12 protein-coding genes are annotated in these 12,260 nt (G+C 70.2%); 5 read left to right on the top strand and 7 right to left on the bottom strand.

Annotated elements, in window-relative coordinates; all coding sequences use genetic code 11:
- The first annotated feature begins 296 nt into the window (after positions 1 to 296).
- Both AB0D46_RS31365 and AB0D46_RS31360 read left to right on the top strand, forming a co-directional pair.
- Positions 297 to 623 (top strand): hypothetical protein, encoded by a 327-nt coding sequence (locus tag AB0D46_RS31365; RefSeq protein WP_362882508.1) that lies wholly within the window; start codon positions 297 to 299, stop codon positions 621 to 623.
- 336 nt (positions 624 to 959) lie between these two features.
- The gene (locus AB0D46_RS31360) at positions 960 to 3,446 is read left to right on the top strand and encodes a Helicase associated domain protein (protein WP_362882506.1); all 2,487 of its coding nucleotides are present in this window, start codon (positions 960 to 962) and stop codon (positions 3,444 to 3,446) included.
- Positions 3,447 to 3,486: 40 nt separating this feature from the next.
- Here AB0D46_RS31360 and AB0D46_RS31355 read toward each other — a convergent pair whose 3' ends face one another.
- From AB0D46_RS31355 to AB0D46_RS31335, 5 genes are all read right to left on the bottom strand, one after another.
- A complete protein-coding gene (locus AB0D46_RS31355) occupies positions 3,487 to 4,584 on the bottom strand; it encodes an integrase (RefSeq protein ID WP_362882504.1) in 1,098 nt (365 codons plus the stop codon).
- A 446-nt stretch (positions 4,585 to 5,030) separates the two neighbouring features.
- Positions 5,031 to 5,327 (bottom strand): helix-turn-helix domain-containing protein, encoded by a 297-nt coding sequence (locus AB0D46_RS31350; protein ID WP_362882502.1) that lies wholly within the window; start codon positions 5,325 to 5,327, stop codon positions 5,031 to 5,033.
- 80 nt (positions 5,328 to 5,407) lie between these two features.
- Complete coding sequence (locus AB0D46_RS31345; RefSeq protein WP_362882501.1) at positions 5,408 to 6,418, bottom strand: site-specific integrase; 1,011 nt, start codon at positions 6,416 to 6,418, stop codon at positions 5,408 to 5,410.
- 158 nt (positions 6,419 to 6,576) lie between these two features.
- Positions 6,577 to 6,975, bottom strand: coding sequence for an ATP-binding protein (locus AB0D46_RS31340; RefSeq protein WP_362882499.1), 399 nt, complete (start codon positions 6,973 to 6,975; stop codon positions 6,577 to 6,579).
- A complete protein-coding gene (locus AB0D46_RS31335; protein WP_362882497.1) occupies positions 6,972 to 8,372 on the bottom strand; it encodes a transposase family protein in 1,401 nt (466 codons plus the stop codon). The genes AB0D46_RS31340 and AB0D46_RS31335 overlap by 4 nt, the downstream gene beginning before the upstream one ends.
- Before the next feature lie 449 nt (positions 8,373 to 8,821).
- Between AB0D46_RS31335 and AB0D46_RS31330 the strand changes: the two genes are divergently transcribed.
- Positions 8,822 to 9,754 carry a helicase associated domain-containing protein gene (locus AB0D46_RS31330; RefSeq protein WP_362882514.1) on the top strand — a complete coding sequence of 311 codons (933 nt, stop codon included), beginning with the start codon at positions 8,822 to 8,824 and terminating at the stop codon, positions 9,752 to 9,754.
- A gap of 162 nt (positions 9,755 to 9,916) precedes the next feature.
- On the opposite strand, the gene AB0D46_RS31325 is transcribed toward AB0D46_RS31330, so the two are convergent.
- Together AB0D46_RS31325 and AB0D46_RS31320 are read right to left on the bottom strand one after the other, a co-directional pair.
- Positions 9,917 to 10,090 carry a hypothetical protein gene (locus tag AB0D46_RS31325; protein ID WP_362882496.1) on the bottom strand — a complete coding sequence of 58 codons (174 nt, stop codon included), beginning with the start codon at positions 10,088 to 10,090 and terminating at the stop codon, positions 9,917 to 9,919.
- Between the two features lie 760 nt (positions 10,091 to 10,850).
- Positions 10,851 to 11,117: a hypothetical protein gene (locus tag AB0D46_RS31320; RefSeq protein ID WP_362882494.1), complete on the bottom strand. Its 267-nt coding sequence runs from the start codon at positions 11,115 to 11,117 to the stop codon at positions 10,851 to 10,853.
- 470 nt (positions 11,118 to 11,587) lie between these two features.
- On the opposite strand from AB0D46_RS31320, the gene AB0D46_RS31315 reads away from it, so the two are divergent.
- Both AB0D46_RS31315 and AB0D46_RS31310 read left to right on the top strand, forming a co-directional pair.
- Positions 11,588 to 11,848: a hypothetical protein gene (locus AB0D46_RS31315; protein ID WP_362882492.1), complete on the top strand. Its 261-nt coding sequence runs from the start codon at positions 11,588 to 11,590 to the stop codon at positions 11,846 to 11,848.
- 93 nt (positions 11,849 to 11,941) lie between these two features.
- Positions 11,942 to 12,175: a hypothetical protein gene (locus AB0D46_RS31310; RefSeq protein WP_362882491.1), complete on the top strand. Its 234-nt coding sequence runs from the start codon at positions 11,942 to 11,944 to the stop codon at positions 12,173 to 12,175.
- Positions 12,176 to 12,260: the final 85 nt, after the last annotated feature.

Here is a 12,260-nt window from a genome sequence, read left to right as displayed (position 1 = left end):
GCGGGTCGGCAGCGTGGAGGGGAAGGCCTCCAACGACTCGGCGATCTCGATCTGCGCCTCCTCCTGGACGCGGGCGCGCTCCAGGAGGACGGGCATCCTGCTTCGCAGGCCTGGGTGACCCCGTTTCACGGGGTTCGGGCCTTCGGCCCGTTGGGTGGGTCCGCTCCGCTCCCCCACCCCAGGTCCTTCCGGCTTCGCCTCCAAGACCAGCCCGCTGCGCGGGCGGCTGGCTACGGGAAGGGGCTGCGGCTGTAACCCGCTACCGGAGGGGGCGGTCTCGGGCGCAGGATGAGCGCATGCTCCCTCCCCGACTGCTGTGGCGCGACCCCCGGCCTATCCCCCGGTTCAATCGGCAGGATCCCGTGACCCAGATCGTCCGTGATCCCGGCCTCTACGAGCCGAGCGATGAGGACAACTGCTCAGCGTTCGGGTACTTCTGCCAGACCCATGACTGCTTCTACTTGGACAAGGCCTGTGAGGAAGGACCGCACCTCATCGCCCTGGACTGCCAAGACCACGGGCCCGAGAGCGTGTGGCCGCAACCACTCATGCTGATGTTCCCAGAAGGGTTCGACCCCCCACTGAGCGACGCGCAACTGGCCTGGGCGGAGGCCGCGTGGTGACGCTGTCCAGGCATGATCAGTCTTTGTAGATCGGCTGACCATTCTTCTCCCTGGCCAGCTTGCTGCGGTGGTGGCGTTGAAGCAGCTCATGCACCTCCCCGCAAGAGAGCCCGCGACAGGATCATCTGTCACCTCTTTCAGGTTGCACGAAGCCGCCGTACCGCGGTGGAGCTCCCGCCGAATCTGGACGGGGCAGCACACGGAGAGCGTCGTCCCAGTACAGTCATCAGTGTGCATCATGCGGGATCTGATGCGTGTAGCTGTGTAGGATCCCGAGAAACCGCTACCCCCTCCCCTGGCGGAGTTTTCCGCCACTTCGTTTCAGTGGAGTGCCGAATGCAGAAGTCTGGTGACATCGTACTGCGTCCTCACCAGGGGGAAGCGGTGGAGGCGATTGTCCGGGGGCTCGATATTCCGCCCGGGAAACGGATTCCGGAGGCCGGTCTACGGGCCACGGTGGTGGCGGCATGCGGGACCGGAAAGACGTTCATCGCCGCCGCTGCGGCGCTCCGTCTGGCCCGGCATGGACGGGTCTTGGTATTGCTGCCGACGCTGGATCTACTGACGCAGACGGCCCGGGAATGGCGGCTGGCCGGCCATACCGGGCCCGCGGTGGCGGTGTGCTCGCTGGGGGACGACCCCGCCCTGTGGGCCCTTGGGGTGCGCGCGACGACGTCGGCGCCGCAGCTCGGGCTGTGGCATGGCCGGGGCCCGGTCACCGTCTACGCCACCTACGCCTCCCTGCCGGTCCTGGCCGAAGCGCACGAGGGCGCGTACGGGTTGCCGATGGACGTTTTCGACCTCGTGGTCGTCGACGAGGCGCACCGGACGTCGGGCTCGGCGGGGAAGGCGTGGGCGGACATCCACCACCAGGACGTCATCCCGGCGATGCGCCGGCTCTACATGACCGCCACACCCCGGATCTGGAAGGAACGCCCGACCCGGTCGCGGACCGAGCAGGAGCTGTACGAGGCGCAGCAGTCGGTTGTGGATGAGGAGACGCCGGGACGGACCCGCCCGGTGCGGGACCCGCTGCCACGTGAGATGGCCTGCTCCATGGACGATGAGAGCGTGTTCGGGCCGGTCGTCTACGAGCTGTCCCTCGCTGACGCCGTCGCCCGCGGGCTCTTGGCCAAGTACCAGATCGTCGTCGCCGAGCTCACCGATCCCGTCGTCACCCCGGAGCGGCTGGTGGGCGTCGAACGCTACGAGGAGCAGCTGCGCGGGGAGCGGCTCGGGGCCATGCAGACCACGCTGCTGGAGACCATGGCCGCTCATGGCCTGCGGACGACGATCACCTTCCACCACCGCACGGTCGAGGCGGAGGCCTTCGCGGCCGGGCTGCCCCGGGTCGCGGCCCGGCTCCACGCCGTGGATCCGGAGCGGCATCCCGAGCGGGTGTGGGCGGGGTGGCTGTGTGGGGAGCACGAGGGCTCCCACCGGCAGTCCGTACTGGGCGACTTCGGGCGCCGGGCCGGGCGCGCCGTGCTGTCGAACTGCAAGGTCCTCGGCGAGGGCGTCGACATCCGCGCCACCGACTCCGTCGCCCTCATCGACCCGAAGGGCTCGGCCGTCGACATCGTCCAAGCCATCGGGCGGGCACTGCGGCAGAACCCGGGTCAGGGGAAGATGGCCACACTCATCGTTCCCGTCTTCCTCAAAGCGGACGAGAAGCCGGAAGACATGCTTTCCTCTAATTCGTATCGCCCTTTGGTTCGGGTTTTGGAAGGGCTTCGGGCGCACGATGAAAAGGCTGTGGAAATGCTTGTCATTCCGCAGGAGGCCCGGAAACGTGTTGTCGATCCGTCGCTGCCGGTCGGTCCGCCGCCCGCCGAGGGTGAGGAGGAAGGGCGGCTGCTGCTTCGGTTCGCGGCTCCTCGTGATCCGGCGTTGATCGCGAAGTGGATCAGCTATCAGGTCATCAACACCGAGCGGCAGGACTGGCGCCGTGGTGTTGAGGCCGCGTACCGCTACCGGCAACGCGAGGAACACCTCGACGTGCCCTACGAGCACACCGAGGGCGCGTACCCGCTGGGACGGTGGCTCTCCGACCAGCGGCGTGCGTACCGGGCCGGGCAGATTACCGGGGAGCGGGCGGCCGAACTGGAGGAGCTGGGGATCGTCTGGGACACCGCCGACCAAGGGTTCGCCGAGAACCTCGCTGCCGCGCGCGCCTACTTCGAGCTCCACGGAACCCTGGCGGCCCCGCGGCACGCTACCGCTTTGGACCGGGCCATCGGGCAGTGGCTGACGAACATCCGACGCCCCGGCGGGCTCGGGAAAGACCCCGACCGCGCCCGCCGGCGGGCCGAACAGCTGGCCGCGGTCGATCCGGACTGGAACCCGCGCGAGAACGGGTGGACGGTCGACTGGCAGCGCCACTACGCCTACCTCGCCCAGCTCCTCGCGGGAGGCGCCCGGCTCGACGACGTCGTGCCCGGGGTCACCCGGCACGGCGACGACGTCGGCCGCTGGCTCGCCACCCAGCGCCGGGACTTCAGCAAGCTGAACGCCGAGCAACAGCGCAGGCTCGGCGAGCTCGGCGTGAAGAAGGCAGTACGGGCCCGTAAGGCTCCCGCGAAGACGGTTGTGGCGTCCGGGCCGGGCAAGGGCGGCGGGGCGTTCCAGAAGGGCGTGGAGGCGCTCGCGCAGTACGTCGCGCGGGAGGGTCGGCTGCCGGGGCGCGGCGACGTCCAGGTCCTGGCCGACGGGAGCGAGCACCGTACCGGGATCTGGATCGGGAACATCAAGGCCCGCCGCGACCGCCTCAGCCCGGACCAGCTCGCCGCCCTCGCCGAACTCGGCGCCGACTGGGCACGGTAGAGGTGGGGTCTGCGCCTCCGGCGCAGCAGTTCTCCAGGGGCTATGCGTAGTGCGCAGCTCCGGCATAGGACATGCCCAGCGCCGCGGTGAGCTGCTTGATATCGAGTTCGGTGGCCAGGGTGAGCAGCCGTGTCGAGCGCAGGATGCGCGGCAGCAGGCCGACCGGGGCCAGGCTGTCACGGATATGGGCCGCGCCGGCCGGTCCTCTGGTGGTTCTGGTCAGGCGCGTCACCAGGACGTACCGGTTGTCGGTGCCCAGCGAGGCCCTGTGGCTGAGGCAGCCCGTCAGGGCCTTCCACGTCGCGGTGTCGAGCCTGAGGTCGACGGTGCGTCCTGGAAAGCGCACCGCGTGGCGGGCAGGTGTGAGGTCGTCGATCGTGAGCAGGCGGAGTTCGGTGGTCGTGGCCGCGTGGAGGAGCGCCGCCAGGCCGATGAACGCCTCGTGCGGATGCATCTCGACAGGCCCGTTCCAGCGGTGGTAAAGGTTGCGCTGCTCGTCCAGGGTGAGGGTGGCGCCCCTGAAGCCGCGCGCCTGCCGGGCGTCGAGGGACGCGGCCGGGTTGTGGAGCACGGCTCCGGTGCGGTGGGCGTGGGCGAAGAACTGGCGCAGGCCCGCCAGCCAGGAGGCCCTACGGGCCGGGTTCTGGGCGAGGAACGCCTCCAGGTCCGTGATGCTCAGGGAAGCCCACGCTCTGTGGCCCCTGCCTGTGACGTGGAGGGCAAGGTCCCGGACCGTGTCGAGGCGGATCTCAATGGTCTTCAACCGGTTCGGGCGCAGGCCCAGGGCGGCGGCACGCTCACGCTGGCCCAGCAGCGCCTGTGCGAAGGCCCGGACCGCTGGTCTCAGCGGTAGCGGAACGGCTTCGATGCGGCGCTCTCTCAGGACGGCGGCCTTGACGTCCTCGGCCATCTTGCTGGGAGCGTCGTGGAGGTGATGGGTGCGGAAGAAATCGGTGAGGGTCCGCACCAGCCAGGGGATGGCGTGCTGCGCCCTGTCCACGAGTGTGTCCGGGTCGGTGGTGCCGGCGTCGAGGATCAGGCGGGCGGTATGGGTGATGGCATCCGCGGCATAGAAGGGGTGCCGGTGAGTCTGGAGGTGAGCGGTGAAGGTGTCCCACCAGAGGGGCACGGCCGGCATACGGCGTGCCCACCCCGCCGCCCGGCTCTGGACGGTGTGAGGCGAGTTCTCGTAGCAGGGCTTACACATGCCCCTCGCCCACTGCGCCGGAACACCGCACCCCGTGCAAGAGTCGACCTGCTCGGCCGTGGCCGGATCGAAGCACGGACGGCACCACTGTGTCTCGGGTTCAAGCGTGCGGCGGCGCCCGCACCGCCGGCACGGGCCGACGGCCGGAACACCTGCGGCTCGGCGTCGGCACGCGGCGCATACCTCCACCGCCGAGCGCCTGCTACCACCGCAGCCGGAACACCTGCGCAAGCACCACGCACAACGCCCCGAGCCGGGGCTCAGCCAGCGTTGTTTCGCACACCCCGGGCACAGGCCCCGGGCAGCGTCGGCAACGGGCACTGCCATACGGGCCCACCTCCCACGGGACTGTTACCGGTTCGGAAAGTCTCCCTGTGTCACAGGGGAGGCAGGGACCGCGTGCGGGTAGCGGTAAGGACCGTGACCGCGGGCCGTACTGCGGTCTCGCGTGGGACCGGCACCACAGCCGGTGCCGTGGCTTCCAGTACAAGGAGGTCTGCGGGGGCGCAGTCCAGAGCCGCACACAAAGCGGCGAGGGTGGACAGCTTCACCTGGGACGGGTCCTTGGTGAACAGCGCGGATACCGAGGCCGGTGACAGCTCCAGACCCGCCTTGTCGGCCATCAGACGGCGCAGCTGGGTCCCGGTCCACACGCCGCGTTCCGCTGCTGCCATCCGCAGCCGCCACTCAACCCCTGGAGAGGCGGGGAACGGGAGCCCGCATCCTGCTGAGGTCATGTCCTCGCCTCTCATGGTCAGCCTGCCAGCGCGCGGACCGCGGAGTCGGTGGCGCGCTGCCAGGCGTACTCGATGAACCTCTGCGACGGCCTCACGTACGCCATCGTCGCGGCGATATGCCGGTGCCCCAACAGCTGCTGGACCGCGACCAGGTCCATGCCCCGCTCGTACTGGTGCGTCGCACACGCCCGACGCAACGCATGAGGTGTGAACCGCTCGTCCCAGACCACACCCTCAACATCAAGAAGGCGGGCCAGACGATCCCGGACCGTTCCCGTCTTCAAACCCTGTCCGTCCTCGTCACAGAACAGCGGCGCGGCCGTGGGGAACAGCGGCCGGACATCCGCCAGGTACCAGGCCAGAATCCGGTCCAGGCCCTCCAACATCGGCGCCCACCGCGGCCGCGGGCCCGACGTGTTCGCCGCCTTCCCGAACCGCACATGCAGCTTGCCCGAGGTTCCCAGAGCCGGATGGACATCGCACAGGTCCAGGCGCACCAGCTCGCTCACCCGCAGCGCCGAGTGATACGCGGTGCGCAGCAGCGCATAGTCCCGCGCCATCGCTTGGTAGTCGGTCGCGACCGCCACCTGGGAACGGGCGAACGAGAAGAACGCCTGCAGCCGCTCCCGGCCCGGCGGCGGTCCCACCGCGGCGTCGTCCCCGGCATGCCGGACACGGTTGAACCGGTCCAGCCCGCCATCACCGACCGGCACCCCGAACACCGCACGGACCTGCGTCCCGTACCGCTGCACGACGAAGGCATGGAAGGCGCGCAGCATCTGCAGGTACTGCCTGCGCGTGCCCGCCGCCAGACCCGTGACAACGAGGGCGTGGAGCATCTCATCCACGTCCTCGGTTTCCACCGCCCACACCGGGCAGTCGAAACGCCTCAGCGCACGGGTCAGGAGAGAGGTGTAACCACGGACCGTCGTCGGAGCGAATCCCCGCACCACCCACGACCTCGCGAACGCCTCAGCACACTCGGCCTGGAATACCCACGGATCCGCCCCGGCATCCGGTTCGGCCAACCCGCCTCCGACCAGGCGCAGCCCGCCCCGCTCCCCCACACCCACCCGCAGCACCCCGAAGCCCGTCAGTTAAGGCAGCACCTGAACAATCGCGCCACCACCGACAAACCCAACGACCCACCCGAGGAAAGGCAACCCCTGCCAGCGAAACAACCGGCTCATCCACACGCCTCCCCGTTCAGCCACTGAGCCTCGTCCACGAGGAACGTACGGGGTCGCTCGGACAAGGAGGTCTTCAGCAAACGGTCGAACTCACTGGGGTGGCGGGGAGGCTCCCCGGGCAGGCGGAGCGTCTCAAACAACTCGTAGCGGACCGCGCGGGCGGTCGGACGGGCCCGGAAGGTGACCCGGCAGACCTCCTCGCCGCAGGTGTCCTCCAGTTCCTGCAGGCAGGTGTTGACCGCGAGGGTCTTTCCGAAGCCGGCGCCTCCGTGGATACACATCATCGCCCGCGCGGCGACCGTGTCCGCGATGTTCTCCCGCGCGGTCAGCAACGCCCTCGTGGTCACGATGGAGGCGTCCGGCAGATCGACGTACTGGTACGTGGGAGTGGTCACCGCAGGCCTCCGCCCTGCTCCTGCTCCCTGCCGCCCGGCTGCGCTGCCGGCCCACCGTCCTCAGCGGCCCGGCGAGTGCGGGCCGCGAGCGACGGCGGAGTACGCCAGCCCGGCGGGGCGGCAGCCGGCGGAATCAAGTCCGGCAGCGCCAGCCTCGACAGGTCCGCCCGGTCAGCCTCCGCGAGCTCCGCCCCGGCCTCCACCGCGGACACCGCGCCCAGCCGCTCCGGCTTCCCCGGCCGCGTCACCGTGGCATAGCGCTCACGCTGCGCCGCCGACAGGTCCTTGCGCAGACGCCGGCTCCGCGCGGCCCGCGCGGAGCGGACCGCGGTGATCTGCTCCGGGCTCGCCTCATCCGCGACGGTCGCAGCTCCCAGGTAACGGCCGGTCGTCGCGTCGAAAACCTCGATCCGGTGATCGTGGTGCGGCATGAAACGCACCCTCACCCCGGTACCCGCCAGACCCGTCATCCACGGCCCCACATAGTCTCGCCTGCGGAACCGGACACCCCTGGTGGAGACCACCCGCACACGGCCGTCGTCCTCCAGCGTGAACGTCCACAACTCCTCCGGGCTGACCTCCCTCACCGGAGTCGGATCCGCCTCCCAGGCCTGCAGAGGCGACTTTCCCTGCAGCGGCTGCGGCAAGTGGCAGGTGTTCCACCACTCCACCCAGCCCAGCAGCCGGGAGGTGAAGTCCTCGAAGTCGAGCAGGCCCTCGTCCTTCGGCCGGCCAGGGCGCCGGCCCGGGCGCGGCTGGCGTACGTAGCCGGGCAATGAGGCGAGGAACATCGACTCCACCGCCCGGTTCAGGCCCTCCACGGTGCCCTTCAGATGCGGCGTGTAGGCGGGCAGGTCCTCCACCTCGACCACCAGCGCGCCGAACGCCGCCGCGACCGTCTTCGACAAGAAGTCCTTGCCCCGGTCCACCCGGACCTTCTCCGGAAGCCCGCCCTGCGGCCCGAACGGCTCCTGACGCAGCACCGACGCCCGCAGCGCGGCCAAAACTGACTCCCGCGACGGGTATCCGGGCGTAACCGCGACCCCCATGACCGTGTTAGTCGCGCAGTCCACGAACCACGTCACCCAGGGACGACCCGCGGTGCCCTCGACCTCGACCAGAACCGGCGCCTGAACGTGATCGGCCTCCCACACCTGGTTTCGCCAGCCCCGAGGCCGGGCCAGGAACACATCATGCCTGCGGGCCTCACGCTCACCACCAGCAAGCCCCGCCCGCTCCCCCGCAATCGGATCCCGCCGGATCGCACGACGCAACGTCGTCAACGACGGCACGCCACCCTGCGGTGACTGCAGGGCAGCACGCTCGGCCAGCTCACGCTGTACCGCGGCCACGTTCCCGCCCCACAGACCCAGCAACGCACGTACCTCGTCCGTCACAACGAACCGGTCCGCCCGCGCCAGCCGAACCCCCGGGACCATCCCGGGCCCGGAAACGGGCGCAGCAAGCCACCGCCACACGGTCCGTTCCGAAACGCCCAACGCCCCTGCAGCCAGACGTACATGCTCCGTGGACAAGCGCCCGTTACCCCGGAGCTCCAGCAACCGGCCCACCGCCGCAGCACGCACCCCCACCCGCGCCGCCTCAGGAAGACCGCCCCGCTCCCCCGCCATCACGCACCCATCCGCCGGACCCTGACCGCCACCAGGGCCAAGCCTCACGGCCGAGACCCGGACATGGATAAGAAGCACCGTTTCCATGGCAGTGGAGACCGAGGTGGTGTACCGGCCTATGACAGCGAAAAGCCCCCGGACACCACTCACACGTCAGTGACGGCCAAACCCCCGGTCACCCCACCAGCACGAACACCCCGACTGACAACCCGTCACTGCCAACCCCCACTGACACCAAACCGGCGCATCGCAACTGGCGGAGGGGTCTGGAGGCCGGCCTGCGGTACCGGGAACGGGAGGGCGGGCTGGAGGTCCCGTACGACCACGTCGAGGGCGCCTACCCCCTCGGACGCTGGCTCTCCGACCAGCGACGCGCCTTCCGGACCGGACAGATGTCCGGGGAACGGGCGGCCGAACTGGAGGCGCTGGGGATCGTGTGGGACACCGCCGACGCCGGCTTCGAGCGGAACCTGGGCGCCGCGCGGGCCTACTACGAACTCCACGGGACGCTCGCCGCGCCGAGGCACGCGACCGCCCTGGACGTCGCGGTGGGGCAGTGGCTGACCAACGTCCGCCGGCCCGGCGGACTCGGCAAGGACCCCGTACGGGCCGAACGTCGAGCCGCAGCGCTGGCCGCGATCGATGAGGACTGGAACCCGGCCGAACGGGGCTGGACGGTCGACTGGCAACGCCACCAGGCCTACCTCGCCCAACTCCTCGCCGAGGGGGCCCGGCTGTCCGCGATCGTGCCGGGGGTGACTCGACACGGCGAGGACGTCGGCCGCTGGCTCACCACCCAACGCCGCGACTTCGACCGGCTTACCGAGGGACAGCGGGCCCGACTCGCCGAGCTCGGGGTGAAGAAGACGCCACGCGCCCGTCAGACGCCCGCGAAGCCGGCCGGGGCCGTCCCGGCCGGGCGCGGCGCGGCAGCGTTCCAGACGGGCATTCAAGCCCTCGCGCAGTACCGGGAACGCGAGGGCGGGGGCGTTCCGGGTCGAGGTCACGTCGAGGAGCTCCCCGACGGGAGCTCGCACCGGACCGGGGTCTGGGTCGTGAACCAGAAGCAGCGGCGGGAGCGGCTGGCCCCGGAGCAGCTGGCCGCGCTCGCCGAGCTGGGCGTCGAGTGGGCGGCGCCCGGCCCCTGACGTCGGGGTGGGCAAGCCTGCCGGCGCGGGGGCTTGCCCAGGCAGGCCTGAGGCTTGCCCAGGCGGGGTCAAGGGCTTGCCCACCCGGCATTCGCAAGGTGGGCAAGCCCTTGACCCCCTTGCAGTCACCGCAGCGTCGGCCGTAGGCGGGGCCGGTCCGGGTCATCGGGCCGCGATGAGGCCGAGGCAGGCGACGACCAGGGCGACGGCCGTCCCGGCCGCCGTGATCGGCGCGACGAGGGCGGGGTTGCGGTGGGCGACGTAGCCGATGCCGCCCGCCAGGAGCAGCGTGACGAGGACCAGGAGCAGCAGGACGGCCAGGGCGAGCGAGGACACGGGTGTTCCCTTCGTCGGGCATGCCGAGGGTCGGCATGCGGTGGGGTGGAGCGCGGACCAGCCGGACGGTCGTCTCGGGTTGGTCGGGAGCAGGTTGCGACGGGGAGGGGTTAGCCCCGCAACCGCTACGCGACTGGCACCTGATCACCTGACGAAAGCTCATTCAATATTTTGGGTGGGTAATTCCGGAACGCAGTGCGGCCTCGGCACACCGTGGGTGTACCGAGGCCGAAGTCGGTCCGGTCGTACTGCCCCAGAGCGCCTGGGCACCGGTCCTGACCCGCACACCCATGTCGGCACGGACTGAACCCGACCCTACCCAGGCACAGCCGTCAGGGACCCGTACACGGCCACCCACGGACACACCCGCCAGGAACCCACGGACTCACGAAATCAGGGACTCAGGGACTCAGGGACTCAACACAGCCAAGGCCAAGGAATCACCCACGAACAACAACGCCAGGAACTCAACACAGGACCGAACCCCAAGCCCGAGAACCAGAACCACCCCGACCAACACCCAGGACAGCCCACGGCCAGAGACCAACAACCAATCAACCACCCACAAGAACCCAACAAAGAGAAAGTCCGGAAACTCACCACCCGCGGAACGGCACCTGACCAGCCACAACGCGGAACCTCACCGGGAGCACCTTCCCCCCATGGTTCCCCCTCCAGGTTCCCCGGATGCTTCCCCCACTAGGTTCCCCCCATGGTTCCCCCGATGCTTCCCCCCACCGTTCAGGAACAGGCCGGGGGTTCAGGCGGTGTCGCCGCGCCACCGGAACGGGCCGCCGGCGGCATCGTCGTCGGGGGCGTGGTCGGCGCGGCCGCCCGGCCCGTAGAGGCCGAGATCGGCGATCAGGAGCGCGCCTCCCGCCCGATCCGCGGCCGTCCAGCCGGTCACGTCGAGCAGCTGCCCATCGAGCGGGCCGCCGACCAGGTCGACGTACTCGTGCCCCGCCGTCGGGCCCGCCGGCTCCCCCGGCCCCGACCCGTACACCCGCGGCTTCATCCCACGTTCCATCCCGCCACGCTCCCCCCACAGACCGTTCCGGGGGGGCCCGTTGCGAACACGAGGTCAGGACCGGTTCCTGAGCGACTCCTGGCGGACGCGGGGGATGAGGGGACGGGTCCGCCGGACCGGGCGGGCCGCCCCGGCCGGTCCCATCGGATCAATCTCTTCGTCCGGCTGACGCGTACAAAAGAGGTGTCGTTTTACGAAAGGGGCTTGCCCACGGCCCCTGACCTGCGGCGATGGAAGATCATCGACTTTGGGGGGTCCCACCTCCGGTCACACTCCCGGTCCCCCGCCCAGAGCACCTCTCCAGGCAACTGTGGAGCCCCCTTCCGGTGCAACCCCTGAGCGGCGGCCGCCGGCCGGGCTTGCCCAGCCCCGGCCCGCGCATCGAGGAGAGGTCCCGGCCGGGACAGGCGAGCGCGGCCCGGTACCCCGCCCCGGGGATAACCCGGACCGCCCGTGATCGTTTACGACGCATGAGCCTCTTCAGGAAGTCACAACTGGCGGCCGGCGGCGCCCTCGCAGCGATCCTCGTCGGTGGCGTTGCAGTACCCGCTCAGGCGGGCGTCGGTTTGAACGACGGGTCCAGCGTCTTCTGGAACACCGGTGACGCGAGCACCAACGGACAGAACGGAATGAACCAAGCGAGCTTCAACGACGACAACGTGGGAGGCTTCGGAGGCCTCGGCACGTTCGGCGGCATCCCAATTTTCGGGGAGCCGAGCAACGCCGGGTAGGGACAGCAGGTTCGACAGCCCCGGTCCAGCAGGTGATGCCTGACCGGGGCTGTGTCGCGCCTGGGCGCAGAGGCTGGCTGAGGTCCAACTTCGATGGCAATCGGTCCAGGTTCGTTGTCACCGGACAGCCGGCTCGGCACCGGCCCCCGCCCCGAGTCCGATGATCCGCAGCCGTCCCGCGCCCGGGAGGGCGTTCCGCGCGGCCGGCTCGCCGCCGAGCGGGCGGCCGACGTCCAGGCCGTCACCGCTCCCACCGCCCGCGGCACCGGCCGACGCATCCTGGGTACCGGCCCGACCCCTGCGGTGACCTCACCAAGTGCCCGGTGAGGTTGTCGAAAACCTCACTGAAAACCTCACCGATAACCTCCCCAGTGCAGGTCAGCGGGCTCCGAGAACCCGCACCTCGCGAGCT

The organism is Streptomyces sp. NPDC048383, assembly GCF_040651775.1.
Taxonomy (GTDB): domain Bacteria; phylum Actinomycetota; class Actinomycetes; order Streptomycetales; family Streptomycetaceae; genus Streptomyces.
The sequence above is the reverse complement of the archived record's forward strand: the minus strand, read 5'-3'. Positions and strand labels throughout refer to the sequence as shown.